Here is a 21,695-nt window from a genome sequence, read left to right on the forward strand (position 1 = left end):
TGAGTAGATGTATGGAATTTGCTTTTGAACCTTGGCACTGGTTTGTATTGGGCGTTCTGTTAATGTTATCAGAGCTGATTCTGCCTGCTTTTGCCGCATTGTGGTTCGGTATTGCGGCCATTATGGTTGGTATTCTGTACTGGATGTTCCCAATGATGGGCGTTACCACGCAATTTGTAACGTGGATTATTTTGTCGATTTTATGCACTTTACTTTGGTTTAAGTTTATTAAACCACTTTCGACTGACAAAACCAAAGCAGGACTGTCTCGCGAAGCAACCATCGGTCAAATTGGCATGGTCATTCAAGCGAGTCCTGAAAATGAACACATACGCGTTCGCTTTCCCATTCCAGTTCTCGGTTCAGATGAATGGAACTGTCGCACTTTAGATAAAGTCCAAGTCGGTGACCGAGTGCGTGTCGTTGAAATACTGGGCAATGATTTAATGGTCAAAGCACATCTCTCAAGCAACGAAAATACTTAAAAGTGAGTTAAGACTATGTCTGGTGGATTTATTATTGTTTTAGCAATTTTGGCTTTTGCCGCTGTCACCATTTTTAAAGGTGTCCGCATTGTACCGCAAGGTTATAAATGGATTGTGCAACGTCTGGGTAAATACCATACTACATTGAGCCCAGGTCTCAACTTTGTGATTCCTTATGTCGATGAGGTGGCTTATAAAGTCACGACCAAAGACATTGTATTAGACATTCCCTCTCAAGAAGTGATTACCCGAGATAATGCGGTTTTGCTCATGAATGCCGTGGCGTATATCAACATCACCACGCCTGTAAATGCAGTCTACGGCATTGAAAACTATACATGGGCCATTCAAAACTTAGTACAAACATCACTACGTTCTATCGTGGGTGAAATGGATCTCGATGATGCACTCTCATCTCGTGACCATATTAAAGCCAAATTGAAAGCGGCTATTTCGGATGATATCTCAGACTGGGGCATTACCCTAAAAACCGTTGAAATCCAAGATATTCAACCTTCTTCAACCATGCAAGCTGCAATGGAAGCACAAGCTGCTGCAGAGCGTCAACGTCGTGCAACCGTGACCAAAGCAGACGGTGAAAAACAAGCCGCGATTTTAGAGGCAGACGGTCGTTTAGAAGCATCACGTCGTGACGCAGAAGCACAAGTCGTCTTAGCAGAGTCTTCTCAGCGTGCCATTGAAATGGTCACTTCGGCTGTGGGCGACAAGGAAATTCCTGTTGCTTACTTATTGGGTGAACAATATGTCAAAGCGATGCAAGACATGTCTAAATCAAACAATGCCAAAACAGTGGTTTTACCAGCCGATATTTTAAGTACCATCCGTGGTGTTATGGGACGTAAAGATATTTAACTGACTCCTGCGTTTAGCCAAAAAGGACAGCTTTCGAGCTGTCCTTTTTGTTCTACCTGCGAAAACAATAAAAGCCTGCTAAATTACGCATCATTTTTAATATTGTAAAATTCTTCCAGCTTTTTTGAGCATTTGAATTTTAATCTCTCTGCCATCTTAATATGGACATCGTATGAGCTCCCTCAATCCCACCCTCATTACTTTTCTTTTTTATATTGTCGCCATGGTCATTATTGGTCTGGTTGCCTACCGTGCGACCACCAATTTCTCTGACTATATTTTAGGCGGTCGCCGCTTAGGAAGCTTTGTCACCGCATTATCTGCGGGGGCATCCGACATGAGTGGTTGGTTACTCATGGGACTACCAGGCGCAATTTATCTCTCTGGTTTATCTGAAGTTTGGATTGCAATTGGCTTGATCATCGGAGCTTGGCTAAACTGGTTATTGGTCGCAGGACGCCTGCGTGTACATACCGAAGTGCAGTTCAATGCGCTCACCTTACCAGACTATTTTTCCAATCGCTTTGATGACCAAAAGAAAGTCTTGCGTATTGTCTCAGCCTTGGTCATTTTGATTTTCTTTGCAATTTACTGCGCCTCAGGCATGGTGGCAGGTGCACGCTTATTTGAAAGTATGTTTGCCATTCCCTACAGCACTGCACTTTGGATCAGTGCAATTGCAACTATTAGTTATGTCTTTATTGGCGGGTTCTTAGCAGTCAGCTGGACTGATACCATCCAAGCAGGTTTAATGATTTTTGCCCTATTGCTCACGCCTATTGTAGTTCTTCTGAGTTTCTCCGACTTAAACCATATGACTACAGTCCTTGAAGCAGCACGCCCACAAGCTTTTGATGTACTTGGTAATTTAAACCTTGTTGCCATCATTTCTCTATTGGCTTGGGGCTTAGGCTATTTTGGTCAACCTCATATTTTAGTGCGCTTCATGGCTGCCGATTCTGTTAAATCTATTCCCAATGCACGTCGTATCGGTATGACTTGGATGACACTCTGCTTAGGCGGTGCCGTAACGGCGGGCTTTTTTGGGATTGCCTATTTTGCAGAACACCCTGAGCTAGCTGCTGTGGTTAATGCCAACCCTGAAACCGTGTTTATGGAGCTTACTAAAATTCTTTTCAATCCGTGGATTGCTGGAATTGTTTTAGCTGCAATTTTAGCGGCGGTCATGAGCACTTTGAGCTGCCAACTTTTAGTATGCTCAAGTACCTTGACCGAAGATTTTTATAAATCGTTCTTACGTAAAAATGCCTCACAAACCGAACTGGTTTGGATCGGTCGTTTAATGGTGCTACTGATCGCCCTGCTTGCAATTTGGATGGCAGGTAATCCTGAATCTAAAGTTTTGGGCTTGGTAGCTTATGCATGGGCAGGTTTTGGCGCTGCATTTGGTCCACTCATCATTCTGTCTTTGTTCTGGAAACGCATGACTTTAAACGGTGCACTCTCGGGTATGATTGTCGGTGCGGTTGTGGTCATTCTTTGGAAAAACCTTTTTGCAGCTACAGGCCTTTACGAGATTATTCCCGGCTTTATCTGTTCACTCATCACGATCGTTGTTATCAGTCTTTTGGGTAAAGCACCAACGCAAGACATTACAGATCGTTTTGAAGAAGCAGATCGTGTATATAAAGCATCTCAATAAACCGCTACACATATAAAAGAGGACATCAGCTGTCCTAAAATATTAGAAGAAGAGCCTCAACTGAGGCTCTTTCTAATTTTTCAACGTTATTTATCAAAGAAAAAATAAGTTTTAAAGCTTCTTTTCAAATCAATTCACATGAACATTTGTTGCACATCTAATCTTCTTGTGCCAAATGTCTTGCGAAGCTCACAAGTAGATGGCAATGACTTGGCTCTTAAACAAACCGAATATCGCTTCAATCATCGCCACGCTAATTTATACGCGATTCACTGAAACTACTCCATAACAGTCCACTTTTACGTCCTAACCCCAAAAAGTTTCAATATAAATCAAACTTCGAGCACTTAAGAATAAGTTTGACCAAATAAATTATCCGTCCAGCATCGCTTTATATTGTTATTTCTAGTTTGGGCCAATCCAAAATTTGATATAGGGTAAGTTGAGGGGTAAAAGCACAGATAAAAAATAAGCCCTTGTTTTTACAAGGGCTTATTTAGATATTTGGCGGAAGCGGTGAGATTCGAACTCACGGAGGACTCACACCCTCGTCGGTTTTCAAGACCGGTGCATTAAACCGCTCTGCCACGCTTCCATGGGCGACATAATATAAACATTCGATCTACTTGGCAAATACTTTTCTTTAAAAACCGCACTAAGTGGCTAAAATTAAAACAAAATCATTTAGTTCTCTAAATTTTCACTGTTTTCATAACGAATCGCATTCACATACCAAAGTTTTTTGCCCGTTGGTGTCACGACTTCAACCTCATCATCAACTTGCTTGGATAGTAAAGCTCGTGCCATAGGCGAATCGATTGAAATATGCTGTGGGTGATGATCATAAATTTCATCTACCCCCACAATCCGTAAAGTTTTTTGCTCACCTGCTTCATTTTCAATATCTACCCAAGCCCCAAAATAAATCTTGCCCGCTTGCTCTTCTGAAAAATCAATAATTCGCAACTCTTCAAGCCGTTTCCCTAAGTAACGAACACGTCGATCAATCTTTCGTAACAGCTGTTTGTTGTACTGATAATCTGCGTTCTCGCTACGGTCTCCGAGGCTTGCTGCCCAGTTTACTTTCTTGGTAATTTCAGGCCGTTCTTCATGCCAAAGGTGCTTTAATTCTGCCACTAATTTGTCGTGACCAACACGTGTAATTAAGTTTGATTTCATGATGAATGTCGTCTAAATCAGCTGGTTTATTTACAACAAAGATTTATTTTATCCCTTATTTCTTCACAACAGAAGTTTATAAAATAAATTCCCTAATTAAATTAAATCGTTATGTTACATTTCTTAAAAAAATATTGCACAAAATTTGACACTTTAGAATTTGCCCGATATTATGCGCACATCTTAAATTAGCTGCTTATTTTTTAATCTATGTAGTTTTTCTACATAATTCCTTTAATCCCATGTCATTTTGAATGACGTCATGAATGCCCAACCCCTTATTGAATTTAGCAAACTTGAACTCGTTTTAAGGCATGGTTTTGCCTTTGCGTTCTGGGGCATAAATTACTTGTAGCGGAGACAACATGCACAGTAGTTCAACTTCTGGATCGAGGCTTTGCCTTAATTCATTAACTTTCTCTCTCCCGTTGAAAGCCCTTGCTTTAAGTACTCTGTTAATTCCTTTTCATAGTATTAATGCAAGTAAGACTTACCAATATGATAATGTCGTCAATCATAATAAATTGACTGTCGTTTCAGTGGAAAATCCAACGACCGTTTTTAAAGATGGTCAACATTTGCATGGTTTTGGTTATGACCTTGCACGTAACTATGCAGATAGCTTAAATGTAAAGCTAGACTTCAAAACGGTTCCTGATAATGCCACGGCACTCAAATGGGTCGCTCAAGGCAAAGCAAATTTTGCAATGACAACCGCCAGCGTTCAAACGATTGAACAAAAGCATTTGTCTACTTTTTCTGCAACTTGTGGTGATTTGAACGTTTTACGTAAAAATGGCCTCAATACTGAGCTGAATTGGGTGTTTAAACATGCGAATGATCCACTCACCCAAACAGCCAGCGGATTCGTATGTCAAAGTAAACAATCAGGTTCAATTGGTCAATTGGCCTCTTTTTACAACCGCAATGTCGTGAAGCCTGAAAACTGGAATACGATTCAACGTGATTTGCGTCAACGTATGCCGATCTATAAGGCCAGTTTTAAAAGCACAGCGCAAAAATACGACTTAGATTGGCACTTGTTAGCGGCCATTGGTTATCAAGAATCTTATCTTAAACCGAACTCTGTTTCTCCTACAGGTGTTCGTGGTTTAATGATGTTGACCAATAGCACGGCCAAAGCAATGGGTGTGAATAACCGTACTGATCCTGCACAAAGCATTCAAGGCGGTGCCAAGTACTACGACCAGATGCTGAGCCGCTATACCGATATTCCGTTCCCTGACCGCAACTGGTATGCACTAGTTGCCTACAATATGGGGCCAGGTGCGGTGAGCCAGATTCAAAAACGCATTCAAGCGCAAGGTAAAGACCCAAATAACTGGCTCAATCTTTATGCTTATTTAGAGCATAACCAAGCCAAAAATGGTCGCTACCGACAAGCGCTTCAGTATGTGACACGTATCCGTGCCTATCTTGAGCACATTAAAACCACGCCACAGTTGGTCAATATCTAAACTTTGCATACCCAGAATTGATCATCATCGCAAAAAAAAAGCTTACCTTTTGAGGTAAGCTTTTTTTGTTTCAGAATACTTAAGCTGTTAGTTCAAGTACTTTCTTAAATAAATCTTTTTGCTCTTGGCTTGGCTTTGCCGTTTGCAATGCCATTAATTGTGACATATCACCCTGAACTTTTATTTTTCCTGTCATGAATGCTTGCATTGCTACTGCCATATCAAACTCAAGGAAGACTTTACGTAAAGTTTCAGCGTCCATGTTCAAGGTTGTTTTCGCATTTGAAGACAAGCCTTTTTTAATTGCGCCACCATCTAAAGATAATTCGGTATTACCCGCATTGTCAGCAACAACTAAGTTAATTGCAAGATTTGCAAGTGCAGGTGGAAGGTTTAGATTCCCCGCTTGAGCAGTTAATGTTTCTACGGTTGAAAACCAATCATCAGTTAAAAAAGCAGGCATGATGTTTCCTCAATTCTTTGTTCGTTGTGTGCTGCCTATCCAGACGGCATCATTGTGAAGCTAAATACGCTTGCAGATTGTTATAGCATGTATATCTTATATGTGCCTAAAGTTTTTTGTACGTACCGTTCATATTTTATATTTCTTATACAAAGTTTATCAAAATCATTCACATAAAAAAAACACCAATCAATGATTGGTGTTTTGCATTGGCTGAAATGACAAAATTAATCTGCCACAAAGCCAAGATTGACCATGTTAATCCGTTTGCTTTCAGGTTCATCTTCCGTTGAACAACTTTCACCCTTAAAGTCGAACTCTCGTTCACTGTCTAAGGCTTCAAAGTCAAACAACTCACGATCGGCCAATTGTGATGGGGACACATTTTGCAAGGCACCAAAAATACTGTGTAGGCGTTTTGGATGGGCCTTATCCCACTCTCGCAGCATGTCATTCAACATAGCGCGTTGCAGATTTTCCTGAGAACCACACAAGTTGCACGGAATAATTGGAAACTGACGCATTTCGGCATATTTGATGATGTCTTTTTCTTCCACATAGGCCAGTGGACGAATCAAGATATTCTTTTTATCAGAAGACAACAACTTGGGTGGCATCGCTTTCAAACTGCCACCATGGAACAAGTTTAAGAAGAACGTCGCCAAGATATCATCACGGTGATGTCCCAATGCTACTTTGGTTGCCCCTATTTCTTGTGCAAAGCCGTATAAAGAACCACGGCGTAAACGTGAACACACTGCACAATAGGTCTTGCCCTCAGGCGTCAACCGTTTGGTAATGCTATAGGTGTCTTTTTCTAAGATATAATAAGGAATATTATTTTCTTCTAAATAGCGCGGCAATACATCTTCTGGGAAACCAGGCTGCTTCTGGTCCAAATTCACCGCCACCACATCAAAATTGATCGGTGCAATGCGTTTAAACTGCAACATAATATCGAGTAAGGTGTAACTGTCCTTACCACCTGAAATGCAGACCATCACTTTATCGCCTTCTTCGATCATTTTAAAATCACGAATGGCATGACCCACCTGACGGCGTAGCTTTTTCAACAAACGATAATACGCAGAGCTAGTGGGTAGTTCTGGTTTAAAATTAAATCCCTGATCGGACTCAACTGGCGAGAACATAGACGAGTTAAACCTTAAAAAAAATACCGCGCAATTTTATCCGATTCGTCGTCATCTCGCACCTAAAGAATGTAAATTCTCATGAATTGTCATTGCTGTCATATTCATGTATTAAAATCGGTTTAACTTTGAACGATTGCGTTCATTTTCTGGCTGAACTGCTTATCTTTTGGACTTTTCCACATTTTTCCACAAAAGCTGTGGATAACTTTGTGGATTCTAGCAGGCTTGACAAGGTGTTCATCCCATACTTTAAGGCTTCTATTTAAATTGATCATTTTTTGATCAATTTATTTTTTATTTAATTTCAATACCTTATCTTAGTCAAGCAATCCTCATTAAAAATAAATTAATTATTTTTTTTGATTACTCTCTCAGCAATTGGACTTGATTTTTACAAAGTCATAGATTTTTTGAACTTAAAATAGTTTCAGGCTGTTATTTTTTTGCTAAACTCAATTCTAGTCACTGAAAACGATTTTTTACGATTAATAATAGATAATGAAAAATAAGCTGCTTTTGACTCATTTTTATGTTTTGGGGTGTATGACGATTTCGTTCATGGCACTGAATTGTCACGCAGGTCAAACCATCTATCAACTCAAAGATTCGAACGGCACGACTTTGTTGACCAATAAACAAAGTCGTTATAGCAATTTAAAAGTTGAAAAGAAAACCTATTATCCAGACAGCAACATCCACAGCTATAGCAATTGGGGAGCATCTGAATCCTCGGTATTACCCAGTTATAGTCGCAACAAAAATGCTTTTGACCACATTATTCGCCAAGCAGCGCAAACCCATGGTGTTTCAGAAGGCTTAATCAAAGCCGTGATGCATACAGAATCAGGCTTTAATGTGAATGCCCGCTCTCCTGTTGGTGCACAAGGCCTAATGCAACTGATGCCAGCAACTGCTCGTCGCTTCAATGTCTCGAATGCATACGATCCACAACAAAACATTAACGCTGGTGCGAAATACCTTGCGTGGTTGATGAAACGCTTTAATGGTAATACCAGCCTTGCCCTTGCAGGCTATAATGCGGGCGAAGGCAATGTGCAAAAGTATGGTGGCATTCCACCGTTTCGTGAAACACAAGACTACGTGAGACGTGTCAGCAGTCGATATAGCAATTTATATTCAGGCAGCTTAAATATCAGTTCAAATAGTCCAGCAAGTAATACTCAAGTCATTGCGCAATCTGCTAACTATAATGAAGACTCAGCCCCAAGCACACAGTTGAGCGTGAGTCGCACTGCGCCTGCACGCCAAATCATTCTAGCCTCTGATGGCAGTTATACTGATGCCCCCGGTTCCTATGCCACCACAAATGCAACCGCCTCCGCCCGTATTCATATTTCTGAATAATTTTTATAGCAGTTTTATTATTTTTTCTTGAATTTTGAAGAATTTCACCTCATATTGAGATCAATGATTTTTGATTTATAAATCAGATTATTTTTTTATTATAAGAGGATTTTCTCAATGATGCGGATTGGTTTGTTCTTGCTAACCAACCTCGCGGTACTGGTTGTAGCTGGCATTATCTTGTCACTCTTCGGTGTCGGTAGTTACCATGGCGCGGGTGGCTTAAATCTAGGTAACCTTTTGGTTATCTGTTTTGTCTTTGGTATGGTTGGCTCAATGATTTCTCTATTCATGTCAAAATGGATGGCGAAGAAAACAACTGGTACAGAGTTAATTGACCCCAATGCCCCACGTAACCAAGCTGAAGCATGGTTGCTACAAGAAGTCGCTCAATTGGCGCAACGTTCTGGTATTAAAATGCCGGAAGTCGGTATTTTCCCCTCTTACCAATCGAATGCCTTTGCTACAGGTTGGAACAAGAACGATGCATTAGTTGCCGTTTCTACTGGCTTACTTGAGCGTATGAATAAAGACGAGCTTCGCGCAGTCTTGGCTCACGAAATTGGTCACGTGGCCAATGGTGACATGGTGACTTTGGCGCTCGTTCAAGGTGTCGTGAACGCCTTCGTGATGTTCTTTGCACGTGTTGCAGGTGATTTTATTGATCGTAATGTCTTTGGACGTGAAGACGGAGAAGCACCTGGTTTAGCTTATTTTGCCATTACTATTGTGCTTGATATTGTCTTTGGTGTTTTAGCTTCTGCAATCGTGATGTGGTTCTCCCGCTACCGCGAATATCGTGCAGACGAAGCAGGTGCCCGTCTTGCAGGCAAACAAGCGATGATTTCAGCCTTGTTGCGTTTACAAGCAGAATCACAACTTCCAGATGCCATGCCTAAAGAAATGAAAGCGTTTGCGATCGCGGCAGGTCAAGAGCAAGGCTTTAGTTTAGCCGCTTTGTTCCAAACCCACCCGACGATTGAACAACGTGTTGTTGCTTTACAACAGCTCGATTGTCCATAAAAAACTCGTTCACTAGATTTTAAAAAGCCTCCTCTTGGAGGCTTTTTTGTGACTCTGCATCACAGATGCATCTTCATTCAATCGTCACTTCGATACAGCGTAATAAACTACCATTTGGGTCAATGATACAAAACTGGCGGATCTCGTCAAAATCCTGAATATCAGTCATGCGGGCAGTTCCCCACAACGCCCAATTCACTTTAGACCAATATTCATAATAGGGGTGAATCTTCGCTACGCGAATACAGGCACTATGCCATGAACTGTTTGGATCTAAATGTGGATGATGGAAAAATTCCAGTATCATCGTACCCAAACGCAAAATCATCCACTCTGCGGATTGATAGATCAGATCAAAGCCCAAGCTTTAGTAAAATGAAGCCGTGCATACCAAATCAATCACTGGCAAATTCGCCGTAATCTGACCTTCAAATTTCATCAGCAGCTATCCTAGGTTTAGTCCTTGTAACCAATGCCACATCACACTGCCACCCCACCATAATAAGCCAATAAAACAGACCAAAAAGATCAGGCCAAACAAATCGGGGATGTGTAGCCAAAGCCATGCAATTACTGGATTTCGCCAAAATGCGGACTGTTGCTGTTTCTTTTCCAATTTTTCATGAAGAAAGGGATGAGTCACATGATGCTCTGAATGAATTTGGTATTCTTCCCGAATATGGTCATGAACCACATCCAGTGCTTTACGACTCGGACGGATAAAAATATCAAACAATGTCCCTAATACAGGGATAAAACCAACGACGGCATCAATCATAGCCAGCTTCAACACTGGACTTAATTTCTCTTGCGGCACGCCAATTTGTTTAGCTTTATAAATGGCATAACAAGTCAAGGCAAAACCCGCGATATCCCCAGCGATGGGAACAGTACTCAGCGCTGCATCGGCACCTACACCCTGCTTGGTGAACGGAATACGCACCACCGAATCCATCATATTGGCATATTTGGCCAAATCACGCTCTAAACGAATGACATCTTGCTGGCTCATTTTTTTTTGTTCTAAGGGTTCAGGCATGTTGGTACTGACCTCCATTATTTCAACCACATTAACATCATAAAACCACTGAATTATGCTGGTTTTTATCACTTTTTTCTGTGCTAACTTTGTGCTGAAACAAGTGCTTATAGGCTTAGGACAAGCTTAAAATTTGCGATGCAATCAGCAGATATACCACCACGCCTGATGCATCACAAATTGAAGTGACCAAAGGTGCAGATGCACTGGCTGGGTCGAGTTTTAGGCGGTTTAAGATAAACGGCAGACTCATACCAATCAGACACCCCATCAACACAATACCCATCATACTTAGCGCCAAAACCACGGCGACCAAAATATCCCCACGGAAATAGCCCAAAATAGAGACTGCCGTTGCCATGGTTCCACCTAAGCACAGCGCAACCAGACTTTCACGTCCGAGCAAATAAAACCAGTCTTTAAAATGTACATCACCCGTTGCTAGTGCGCGTACCATTAAAGTTGCGGACTGGGACCCTGCATTTCCGCCACTTCCCACCAGTAAAGGGAGAAAAAATACCAAAACGATATGTGCTGCAATCAAGTCTTCAAAATGCGCAATTCCCAGCCCTGAGAGTAAACTGCCAAAAACCAGAAATACCAACCAAAACACCCGCTTCTTATACAGTAAGAGGATTGGAGCCGTTTTAATACTCATCTGCGGACTGGCCGCAACCGCACTACTTTTTAAAATATCTTCTGTGGTTTCTTGTTGTACCACATCCATTGCATCATCGTAGGTCACAATCCCCAATAGACGCTGCTGCTCATCAACGATTGGCAAAGCCATAAAATCATAATGGGCCAATTTCTGTGTGATACTTTCCTGATCTTCACTGACTAAACCCGTGATGACATGGTGAGTCATAACCTGTCCAATAGATTGCTCAGGCGGGGCTTGGATGATTTGTCTCAGCGAAATCACCCCTTGCAGACGATGCAATGTATCAATGACATAAATTAGATATAAAGTTTCACTTTCCGCTGCATGTAACCGTATATGTTGAATCGCCTGTTGCATAGTCATTTCAGCATGTACCGTAATGACTTCAGTGGTCATGATGGCACCTGCGGACTCAGCAGGATAATCCATCAACGTCTTCAGTTGGACTTGAATCTGCGCATCTAATTTAGAAAAAAGTTGAGTTTGAAGCGCGAGAGGCAAGCTTTGAAATAAATCGGTGCGATCATCCGAATGCATGTGAGCCAGTAAGCTCAGCAGCAAAGTCTGAGGCAATCGCGCTGCTAGCTGCTGCTGCTCGGTCAACGCTAAAAACTCAAAAACATAACTGGCTTGAGGTAATTTTTCCAATAGCTGAATTTGCGCAGGTATAGGCAGCCCCATTAAAATATCAGCCAAATCCGCAGTGCTGTACTGTTTTAGGCTTTGGATAAAAGCATGGTTATCGGGCTGATTTAGCTGATCTTCAAAACCTTGCTGTGAAAATGATGGATTTGGCATATAGCACTCAAATATTGTTCTTCTTTATTTGTCCGAGTATAGCAAAGGATCTTTAAATATCTGGAGCATCCTGTGGCTACAGTTTAAAGATCCGCTATGCATATTAAACTCTATACATGTTTCGGCTTGGACTTAGACTTCATCCTGCTGAGTTCGCCCATGAAACACATGACGAACCAGAACATACATTAAAGGTATAAACAACAATACCAGCACGGTTCCAAAAATCACTCCACCGAGTACACTTACTCCAATTTCCTGACGACTTGCCGCCCCTGCACCAAAGGCAAAAACCAAAGGGGTCACACCTGCCCCAAAAGCCAAAGATGTCATTAAAATCGGACGTAGACGTAGGCTGGCCCCTTCTAATGCAGCTTGAATTGCTGTTTGACCTTTTTGCTGTGCCAATGAGGCGAATTCCACAATTAAAATCGCATTTTTGCAGGATAAACCAATCGTGGTGAGTAATGCGATCTGGAAATAAATATCATTTGGAAAGCCCGTCAGATAACTAAACAAAATATTACCACCAATCCCTAATGGAATCGCACTCATCACTGCCGTTGGGATACTCCAACTCTCATACAGTGCTGCTAAACATAAAAAAATAAAGCCAATGGAGACCAAATACAGGAGCAATGCTTGGTTATTAGACTTATTTTCTTCATAAGATAAACCACTCCAAGCCAGATCAATCCCCTCATGTGCTTGTAGCATTTTCTGGACATCTTGCATGGCTTGACCCGAACTAACGTTTCTGGCGGTATCTGCTTCCATTTCTAGGGCGGTATAACCCATAAAACGATTTACCACTTCAGGACCGCCACTCCAAGATACTTGGGAAAAATTGCTAAATGGAATCATTTGGTTCAGATCATTGCGCACCGTCCAAGCCTGAAGATCTTCAGGTTTAGAACGGAACGCGGCATCAGCCTGCATAATCACCCGCTTAATCCGACCACGGTCAATGAAATCATTGATATAAGTTCCACCCCATGCACTCGACAAGGTACTGTTAATCGCAGTTTGACTAAGCCCATTGGCTAATGCCTGCTGTTGGTTAATATCAACCTTGAGTTCGGCTTTATCTGGGTTGGAACGTTTATCTAAATTGCTAAAACTAGAGTACTGCTTGGATGCTTCCTGCAAAGCCTTGAACTGTGCTTCTAAATAAGCACGACCTTCACCATTAATGTCTCGGATCCAGAACTCCATACCATCGGTTTGCCCCAAACCATTCACCGATGACGGCAAATTAATATTAATTTGTGCATTTCGATGTGCATTAAAATGAGCAATTGCACGCTCTCGAATCGCTTGCGCTGAGTTGTCCTTCCCCTTACGCTCATCCCAATGTTTGAGTGCAATAAAGCCTTGACCCAAGTTTTGTCCTGTCCCCGAGAAGTTACGCCCATAACGGATCATTACCAAATTGATATTGGCCTGTTCTTGGTCTAAGAAATATTGGCGAATCTCTTCTCCAACGACACGACTTTGACTCAGTGGTGCACCATCAGCCAATTTAAATTGCACACTTAAAATACCTTGATCTTCACTTGGAATAAAACTGGTCGGCAAAACCCGGTAAAACAACGCAAACACGGTAATGAGTGCCACAAAGATGAGTAACATGATTTTACTGTGTTGAATCGTCTGAGTGCTTAATCGTAAATAATGCTGTTTTAACTGATCTAGCTTTAAGTTGAACCACGTTGCCCAACGGGCAGATTTATCATTCGGTTTCAAAATGAGGGCACATAAGGCAGGAGTGAGCACCAATGCCACCAATAAAGACAGTGCCATGGCCGCCACTAAAGTGATGGAAAACTGACGATAAATCACTCCCGTTGAACCACCAAAAAATGCCATGGGAATAAATACAGCAGTTAACACCAAAGTAATCCCGATCAATGCTCCGCTGATTTCCTGCATAGATGTAATAGAGGCCTGCTCTGCACTCATATTCTGTTCATGCATCAACCGTTCAACGTTTTCCACTACCACAATCGCATCATCCACCAAAAGACCAATCGCTAAGACCAATGCAAATAGTGTTAAGGTATTAATACTCATCCCAAGTACGTATAAAATAGCAAGTGTGCCTAAAATCACGACAGGTACTGTAATGGTCGGAATCAGTGTTGCACGCCAGTTTTGTAAAAATACAAACATGACCACAATCACCAGAAGCACCGCTTCAAATAGTGTTTTGACGACTTCCTTAATCGACTCTTGCACAAAAGGTGTGTTATCACGCGGATAAACAATTTGATAACCTTCAGGCAGTTTAGAAGACAAGCGGGCAACTTCTTGTTTAATCAATGCAGACGTTGCTAAGGCATTGGCACCTGAGGACAGAGAAATCCCAATCCCAGCTGAAGGAAACCCATTAATGGTATTAAACGACTGGTAATTTTCCGCGCCCAGTTCAATCCGAGCCACGTCTTTTAAATAGATAAAACCGCCATCACGGTTCGATTTCACAATAATGTTTTCAAATTCTTCAACAGTTTTTAACCGTGTGCCAGATGTCACTTTAGCATTCAAATATTGATCTGATAGGGTTGGCAAATCGCCGATTGCCCCTGCCGCAACTTGGGTATTTTGCGCTTCAACCGCTGCACGAATATCACTGGGCATCAGTCCATATTGGCGTAGTTTATGTGGATTGAGCCATATACGCATAGCATACTGAGAACCAAAAACATCAACCTCTCCAACGCCATCAATACGGGCTAAGTCTTGCTCTAAGTGGGTCATCATATAATCTGACAACTCAATATTATTGCTTTTTCCTGTTTGGTCATATAGACCAATCACCATATGCGTATCGCCCAAAGACTTATAAACATTGACGCCTTGACGTTGTACATCTTCAGGTAAACGGTTAATCACACCATTGACCGCATTTTGTACTTGAACCTGAGCAGTATCAGGATCGGTACCATTTTCAAAGCTAATGCTGATTCGACTACGACCATTTGAATCGCTACTGGAGCTAAAATAAAGTAAATGATCAATCCCTTTTATTTGTTGTTCTAAAACCTGAGTGACACTTTCTTCTACAGTCTCAGCCGATGCCCCTGTGTATGTTGCACCTACCGTAATTCTAGGCGGTGCAATATCTGGATAACGTTCCACAGGCAACTGAAAGGTTGCAAACAAACCAAATGCCATGACAATAATTGCGAGTACACCTGCAAAGATTGGCCGATGAATAAAAAACTTAGAGAGCATGGAATGGTGTTACTCTAGGGTTAGGGTCTGAATCTAAAAACTTCATGTAACTACATGCATGATCTTCCATGACGAATCATTAAAAAACAAGACCTAACAACATGAAAGAGAACATTAAAGCGAAATATGAAGAAACTATGAAGAAATATTTTTGACCATTTGATGACAACCACTAATTTTCTGTAGTTAGACATGAATTTGACATGTTTAATCCAAATACTAACGACACAACACTAACTAAACTTTGAGGGCAAAATGCTAAAAATGCGCTATCGCTTACAAGGTCTCTAGGCTTAGCTGACAATCAGCAGGATAATAAAAACGGTACAGTCGTAGCTACAATACCCCATCAATAATGAATACATTCAGGCTGTATAACTGATTATCGGGCATCGAGAGCAAAAATAGGTACGACCTAACCAGACTTAAATCGAATCCAACATACAACAAGCAACACCATCCGATTTTATGGTCATGTGCATGCCATAAGGCTAATAGCCCATCTTTATATCCTTCTCGCTGAAAACGATTCCCCCCTTTTAGACTGGTGTGCAATCTCGGTTATAAATAAGAGAAAGATACACTGGCAACGTTTTAAACATTTATTAAAGCAAGTTTAGATTGTATTTTCACTAATTACACAGCTCTCGGTCATAAAGCAATTCACAGCTTTTAGAAGCAAAGAAGCTCGTTATTTACATTCCCGAAGCAATCAGATTACGTTTTCTGCTCAGCGCGCATTGCTTCGTTTTTCAATGGCTTTCGGTAAAAAATAAAAATATGAGTATATGGTTCTACCCTCTTTATCTAGCTTTATCTAAAAGCACAACGGCATTCATCACATCTTTAAGCGACTTTTAATATAACTTGGGTATTGTGTTTAAAATTTTAAAATAATGGCAGCTATGACTCTATATTCCCCATTTAAAGGTAGCTCTGGCGTTAAACGCATTTTAAATGCAACGCAATATTCTCTTTCTGGTTTCAAAGCCGCTTTTGCCCATGAAGCTGCTTTTCGTCAAGTTCTTTGGATTAATCTCATTCTTATTCCTGTAAGCTTTTTATGTGATGTGAGCCGTTTTGAACAAGCTTTAATGGTTGCAGTCTGTTTACTGGCGCTCATTGTTGAATTATTCAACTCGGCAATTGAAGCCGTGGTGGATCGAATCTCTCTTGAACGTCATGAACTTTCAAAAAATGCCAAAGATATGGGCAGTGCTGCACAATTCGTTTCTTTGAGTATGATCTTTATTGTATGGCTATTTATATTAATCCCTTAAAATTTCAAATCTGATCGCTCAGTTGATATCTAATCACAATTAAAATCACCAACCATAAAAAAACCCTGCTTTCGCAGGGTTTTTTGAATCAAGTCAAAGCTTAGTGAGCTGAGAATTGGTTCATTGTGTTTTTAGCATCATCGTGCGCTTTAAGAGCGTTGTCACCAGAGAAGATTTCTTTGTGATCATCACCGATGTCAGAACCCGCCATTGCTTGGTGTTTAACACAAGCGATACCACCACGGATTTCTTTACGTTGTACGCCAGCAACATAAGCCAACATACCTTCAGAACCGAAGTAACCTTGTGCAAGCTCATGAGTAGAAAGAGCAGCAGTGTGGTAAGTAGGAAGTGTGATCAAGTGATGGAACACACCCGCTTCACGAGAAGCATCAGCTTGGAATGTACGTACTTTCTCATCAGCATCAGCAGCTAATTCAGTTGCATCGTACTCAGCGCTCATTAATTTAGCACGGTCGTAAGCAGAAACGTCTTTACCTTCAGCAACCCAACGGTCGTAAGCTTGTTGACGGAAGTTTAAAGTCCAGTTGAATGATGGGCTGTTGTTATAAACAAGCTTAGCATTTGGAACTGTTTCACGTACACGGTTAACCATGTGAGCGATTTCTTCAACGTTTGGAGTTGCAGTTTCGATCCAAAGAAGATCCGCACCATTTTGAAGGCTAGATACACAGTCAAGTACAACACGGTCAATTTGAGTGTCAGCACGGAACTGGTATAAACCAGAAGCTAAACGCTTAGGACGGTGTAATTTACCATCACGCTTGATCAAGATTTCATCTTCTTGGGCATCAGCGATGTCAATTTCAGTTGTGTCTAAGTAGCTGATGTATTGAGAAGCAATGTCACCTGGCTCTTTAACCACTGGGATTTTTTGAGTTAAGTCAGCGCCTTCAGAGTCAGTACGCGCAACGATGATACCGTCATCAAGACCCATTTCTAAGAATGCATAACGTAATGCATGGATTTTAGCGATGAAGTCTTCGTGTGGAACAGTTACTTTACCAGCTTGGTGACCACATTGTTTAGCATCAGATACTTGGTTTTCGATTTGAAGTGCACAAGCACCAGCTTCAATCATTTTACGAGCAAGTAAGTAAGTCGCTTCTTCGTTACCGAAACCAGCGTCGATGTCCGCAATAATTGGCACAACGTGAGTTTGGAAACCGTCGATTTGAGCAGTGATTTCAGCAGCTTTAGCAGTATCACCAGCTTCGTTTGCTTTTTTAAGCGCACGGAATAAATCGTTAAGTTCTTTCGCATCAGCTTGACGTAAGAAAGTGTAGATTTCTTCGATCAAAGCAGGTACTGAAGTTTTTTCGTGCATAGATTGGTCAGGAAGTGGACCAAATTCTGAACGAAGTGCAGCAACCATCCAACCAGAAAGGTAGATATAACGACGTTCAGTTGTACCGAAGTATTTTTTGTTCGCAATCATTTTTTGTTGTGCGATGAAACCGTGCCAGCAACCCAAAGATTGAGTGTATTTGCTAGAATCAGCATCATAAGCAGCCATATCACGACGCATAATCGCAGCTGTGTATTTAGCAATGTCTAAACCAGTTTTAAAACGGTTTTGTAATTGCATACGCGCAGCATCTTCAGGACTGATGTCTGCCCAAGTGCTACCGAATTTTGCTTTTAATTCGCGGATTGCATCAATCGCTGTTTGGTATGTAGTCATGATATTTCCTGTAATAATATTAGGATTTTCTTCAACGAATGGCTAAAATCAGACCCTCGAGCTTTTGCTTAGATTTAGAGCGCTTCGTTGCGATGAATACAGATTAGATTGGCAGAAAAAATTAATCCAATATTCTGCATTAATTTTCGGTATTTATTTAAAAAATGGGTAGATAAAAGTCGAATTATATTTTACTCAATTCACTTTAAGTTCATGTTATTTATTATTTTATATAAAATATAAAATGCTTTAAATTTAAACATTAAGTTCAATATTTCTTCATTAGACTTAAGTCTCGGCAGTTCAAAAAAACAGTTTAAACTAGAAATCAATGTTTCATTTAGCTCAAATGACAAAAACCATTTGCTTGGGTTAAAGTATATTTTTCACACATTTATTCCACTAATAATAGTAATTTCAAACCAATTTTTTTGCCTAAATTACCATCAACCATCGTGCCTTCCCAATCTAAATATTGACCCAAATTCCAATAGATTTTCAGATTAAAAACATTCTATTTAGCGCACCTTTTAAGAAGAATTCCGAATACACTTTGATGCTTTTTTTTTCATCAGTTTCTCACACAAGCCCGATGGCTTATGGCATAATGCAAACAATTTCATGATTTTATTCTCGGTATTTTTTTTATGAATCTGGAGCGGGTTGATCTAAACCTATTAATTTACTTGGACGTACTCTTACGTGAAAAAAATGTAACCCGAGCTGCTGAACAATTGGGTGTCACCCAACCAGCTATGAGTAATATCCTACGTCGCCTTCGTAACTTATTTAACGACCCTCTCCTGATTCGCTCTTCCGAAGGGATGACTCCCACAGAACGTGCTTTAGAATTACAACCCCGCATTCGCGACGCACTTTCCGATCTTTCCATGATTTTGGAACCTCGTACCGAGTTCCGTCCTTATACCTCAAATCGCGTATTCCGTATTATGACTTCGGACTATGCTGAAGCAACTTTGGTTCCTCGTCTCGTGAAAGCGCTTCGCTCTGAAGCACCCAACGTCGTTTTAGACTTTTTAACCCCAAGTGACGTGTCCTATCGCGACATGGAACAAGGGAAAGTCGATTTAGCCATCAACCGCTTCAATGAAATTCCACAAAGCTTCCACCAAGTTCTTGTTTGGCGTGACAGTTTCTCTTGCCTACTTAACAGTAAACACCCTGCTGCTGGCAATTTGAACTTAAAAAGCTATTTAGATGCTCAACACATTTGGGTCTCTAAAACTGGTATGGGCGTTGGTTTCGGCGTCAACCCTGAAAAACAAGCTGGACTCGGCTGGATTGACCAAGCTTTGGAACGGATTGGGCAAAAGCGTAAAATTTCGGTCTTTACTCGCCACTACCAAATGCCTGCTCTACTGGCATCTAATGTCGACTTAGTTGCAACCTTACCAACACGTATTGCACGCTTACAAGCCAAGAGCCAAAGCCTACTCATCAAAGACCCTCCGTTTTACATTCCAGAGTTTGAGCTCAAGATGGCATGGTGTCCTCTACTCCATCATCATCCTGCGCACCGTTGGCTCAGACAACTCATTTTATATGTGGCACGTCAAATGATTGAGGAAGAAAATCGTGAGTTTCTGGGCAATAACTCACAATTCTCACATTATTAAGCATTCAAGTTCTAAATAATTCATTTTCATACCAATACTCAGGTATGATAGAAGGCAGTAATTTATTACTGCCTTCATTTTTTGTGTTAAAAATATTCATAATAACGATGAATCACAGGTGGATTCCGTGAGCCTTTTTCAAAACATAGTTATCATTCTAGTCCTAATTGCTGGGGCGGGTTTCTTGTCTCTGACAGAAATAGCACTAGCAGGAGCGCGTAAAGTCAAGCTAAAAATCTTGGCTGAGTCTGGCGATGATCGAGCACAGAAAGTTTTGAATTTACAAGAAAATTCTGCCGACTTCTTTGCTGCTTCGCAGATTGGCTTAAATGCAGTGGCGATCTTGGGCGGTATTTTAGGTGAGGGGGCTTTTCGTCCTTATTTCATGACCTTTGTTTCTCGTTTTTATACAGGACCATGGGCGGAAACCATTAGCTTTGCATTGTCATTTACCTTAGTTACCTCCCTGTTCATTTTGTTTGCAGACCTCATGCCAAAACGTTTGGCTATGATTGCACCTGAGAAAATTTCGATTGCGGTGATCAACCCGATTCAAGTTTTTATTAAAGTCTGTAAGCCACTTGCTTGGATTATTAACGCAGTGGCCAATTTGCTGTTCCGCCTGTTTAAGGTCAACACGACACGGGATGATAACATTACCTTTGATGATATTTCTGCGGTGATGGATGCTGGTGCGCAAGCGGGAGTCCTACAAAAGCAAGAACACCATTTCATTGAAAACGTATTTGAGCTAGAAGAACGAAATGTTCCATCTAGTATGACCACTCGTGAAAATGTCATTTACTTTACGTTGAATGAACCTGAAGAAAGTATTCGCCAAAAATTAGCTCAATATCCTTATTCTAAATTTCTTGTTTGCAGTGAAAATATTGACGATGTGATTGGCTATGTCGATGCCAAAGACATTCTGGTCCGCATTCTAAATAATCAATCTTTACTGCAACTCAACGAAAGTACCATTCGTAATGTACTCACCATTCCAGACACATTAACCTTATCTGAGTTATTAGACCGTTTCCGCTCCACCAAAGAAAAGTTTGCAGTCGTGATTAACGAATATGCTTTGGTCGTAGGTGTGATTACCCTCTCAGACATTATGATTACCGTCATGGGTGACTGGGTTACACCGATTGAGGCTGAGCAACAAATTATTAAACGCGATAATAATTCATGGTTGATTGATGGCAGTACACCCATTGAAGATATTAAGCACGCACTTGAAATTGATGAAATGCCAGATGAAGAGAATTATGAAACGCTTGCAGGTTTTATGATGTACCGTCTGCGAAAAATTCCACGTCCTGCCGACACTGTTGAATATGCAAGCTTTAAGTTTGAAGTCGTGGATGTCGATCATTTTAAAATTGACCAACTCTTAGTCACACGCCTACTTGAAGAAATCAAAACATCTGAAAGTAAAAGTGATGAAGAATAAGCTACTCTTCTTTTAATAAAAAACCTTGCCTCTAGTGCAAGGTTTTTTTTTGAAATACTCAAAGCATCTTTTGAGTTATACAAATTAAGTATCTCTACCATACTTTATAGATATATATTATTTTTTAGAAAAATAGAATGGAAAACCACATTTGTTTAAGAGCATTTAAAAATTCTGTTGAATTGCATACTATCGC

General features: G+C 40.9%; 16 protein-coding genes, 1 tRNA gene and 2 pseudogenes. 10 read left to right on the top strand and 9 right to left on the bottom strand.

The window, feature by feature from the left end; all coding sequences use genetic code 11:
* Window positions 1-11 precede the first annotated feature (11 nt).
* The 4 genes and pseudogenes from DPG01_RS04700 to DPG01_RS19055 form a co-directional block, all read left to right on the top strand.
* A complete protein-coding gene (locus tag DPG01_RS04700) occupies window positions 12-485 on the top strand; it encodes an NfeD family protein (RefSeq protein ID WP_086208558.1) in 474 nt (157 codons plus the stop codon).
* A 15-nt stretch (window positions 486-500) separates the two neighbouring features.
* Entirely contained in the window at window positions 501-1,358 is an 858-nt protein-coding gene (locus tag DPG01_RS04705; RefSeq protein ID WP_086208559.1) for an SPFH domain-containing protein, read from the top strand.
* Window positions 1,359-1,530: 172 nt separating this feature from the next.
* Window positions 1,531-3,021, top strand: a complete 1,491-nt coding sequence (gene putP / locus DPG01_RS04710; RefSeq protein ID WP_110974335.1) for a sodium/proline symporter PutP — start codon at window positions 1,531-1,533, stop codon at window positions 3,019-3,021.
* A 210-nt stretch (window positions 3,022-3,231) separates the two neighbouring features.
* Window positions 3,232-3,320 (top strand): annotated as a pseudogene (locus tag DPG01_RS19055) (IS1595 family transposase); the annotation flags it as partial.
* 206 nt (window positions 3,321-3,526) lie between these two features.
* On the opposite strand, the gene DPG01_RS04715 reads toward DPG01_RS19055, so the two are convergent.
* Together DPG01_RS04715 and greB are read right to left on the bottom strand one after the other, a co-directional pair.
* Window positions 3,527-3,616: transfer RNA gene (locus tag DPG01_RS04715), tRNA-Ser, on the bottom strand.
* A gap of 89 nt (window positions 3,617-3,705) precedes the next feature.
* Window positions 3,706-4,200: a transcription elongation factor GreB gene (greB, locus tag DPG01_RS04720; RefSeq protein ID WP_086208030.1), complete on the bottom strand. Its 495-nt coding sequence runs from the start codon at window positions 4,198-4,200 to the stop codon at window positions 3,706-3,708.
* Window positions 4,201-4,565: 365 nt separating this feature from the next.
* On the opposite strand from greB, the gene DPG01_RS04725 reads away from it, so the two are divergent.
* Entirely contained in the window at window positions 4,566-5,678 is a 1,113-nt protein-coding gene (locus DPG01_RS04725) for a transglycosylase SLT domain-containing protein (RefSeq protein WP_110974336.1), read from the top strand.
* Between the two features lie 79 nt (window positions 5,679-5,757).
* On the opposite strand, the gene DPG01_RS04730 is transcribed toward DPG01_RS04725, so the two are convergent.
* Both DPG01_RS04730 and ttcA read right to left on the bottom strand, forming a co-directional pair.
* Window positions 5,758-6,141, bottom strand: a complete 384-nt coding sequence (locus DPG01_RS04730; RefSeq protein WP_110974337.1) for an SCP2 sterol-binding domain-containing protein — start codon at window positions 6,139-6,141, stop codon at window positions 5,758-5,760.
* A 227-nt stretch (window positions 6,142-6,368) separates the two neighbouring features.
* Entirely contained in the window at window positions 6,369-7,292 is a 924-nt protein-coding gene (ttcA, locus tag DPG01_RS04735; protein WP_086208033.1) for a tRNA 2-thiocytidine(32) synthetase TtcA, read from the bottom strand.
* 501 nt (window positions 7,293-7,793) lie between these two features.
* Between ttcA and DPG01_RS04740 the strand changes: the two genes are divergently transcribed.
* Both DPG01_RS04740 and htpX read left to right on the top strand, forming a co-directional pair.
* Window positions 7,794-8,660: a lytic transglycosylase domain-containing protein gene (locus DPG01_RS04740; protein WP_086208034.1), complete on the top strand. Its 867-nt coding sequence runs from the start codon at window positions 7,794-7,796 to the stop codon at window positions 8,658-8,660.
* A gap of 117 nt (window positions 8,661-8,777) precedes the next feature.
* Window positions 8,778-9,683 carry a protease HtpX gene (gene htpX, locus DPG01_RS04745; RefSeq protein ID WP_110974338.1) on the top strand — a complete coding sequence of 302 codons (906 nt, stop codon included), beginning with the start codon at window positions 8,778-8,780 and terminating at the stop codon, window positions 9,681-9,683.
* Between the two features lie 73 nt (window positions 9,684-9,756).
* Here the strand turns inward: htpX and DPG01_RS04750 are convergent.
* The 4 genes and pseudogenes from DPG01_RS04750 to DPG01_RS04765 all read right to left on the bottom strand — a co-directional run bounded on the left by DPG01_RS04750 (window position 9,757) and on the right by DPG01_RS04765 (window position 15,421).
* Window positions 9,757-10,122 (bottom strand): annotated as a pseudogene (locus DPG01_RS04750) (bleomycin resistance protein).
* Between the two features lie 6 nt (window positions 10,123-10,128).
* On the bottom strand, window positions 10,129-10,722 hold the full coding sequence (locus DPG01_RS04755; protein ID WP_086208035.1) for a DUF4112 domain-containing protein: 594 nt from the start codon (window positions 10,720-10,722) through the stop codon (window positions 10,129-10,131).
* 115 nt (window positions 10,723-10,837) lie between these two features.
* On the bottom strand, window positions 10,838-12,184 hold the full coding sequence (mgtE, locus tag DPG01_RS04760; protein ID WP_110974339.1) for a magnesium transporter: 1,347 nt from the start codon (window positions 12,182-12,184) through the stop codon (window positions 10,838-10,840).
* A gap of 132 nt (window positions 12,185-12,316) precedes the next feature.
* On the bottom strand, window positions 12,317-15,421 hold the full coding sequence (locus DPG01_RS04765) for a multidrug efflux RND transporter permease subunit (protein WP_110974340.1): 3,105 nt from the start codon (window positions 15,419-15,421) through the stop codon (window positions 12,317-12,319).
* Between the two features lie 905 nt (window positions 15,422-16,326).
* On the opposite strand from DPG01_RS04765, the gene DPG01_RS04770 reads away from it, so the two are divergent.
* Entirely contained in the window at window positions 16,327-16,701 is a 375-nt protein-coding gene (locus DPG01_RS04770; RefSeq protein ID WP_086208252.1) for a diacylglycerol kinase, read from the top strand.
* Between the two features lie 100 nt (window positions 16,702-16,801).
* On the opposite strand, the gene DPG01_RS04775 is transcribed toward DPG01_RS04770, so the two are convergent.
* Window positions 16,802-18,406: an isocitrate lyase gene (locus DPG01_RS04775; RefSeq protein WP_086208038.1), complete on the bottom strand. Its 1,605-nt coding sequence runs from the start codon at window positions 18,404-18,406 to the stop codon at window positions 16,802-16,804.
* A gap of 647 nt (window positions 18,407-19,053) precedes the next feature.
* On the opposite strand from DPG01_RS04775, the gene DPG01_RS04780 reads away from it, so the two are divergent.
* Both DPG01_RS04780 and DPG01_RS04785 read left to right on the top strand, forming a co-directional pair.
* Complete coding sequence (locus tag DPG01_RS04780) at window positions 19,054-20,043, top strand: LysR family transcriptional regulator (RefSeq protein WP_086208039.1); 990 nt, start codon at window positions 19,054-19,056, stop codon at window positions 20,041-20,043.
* A gap of 127 nt (window positions 20,044-20,170) precedes the next feature.
* Window positions 20,171-21,499: a hemolysin family protein gene (locus tag DPG01_RS04785; protein WP_110974341.1), complete on the top strand. Its 1,329-nt coding sequence runs from the start codon at window positions 20,171-20,173 to the stop codon at window positions 21,497-21,499.
* Window positions 21,500-21,695: the final 196 nt, after the last annotated feature.

The organism is Acinetobacter sp. WCHAc060042, from assembly GCF_003231195.1.
Taxonomy (GTDB): Bacteria; Pseudomonadota; Gammaproteobacteria; order Pseudomonadales; family Moraxellaceae; genus Acinetobacter.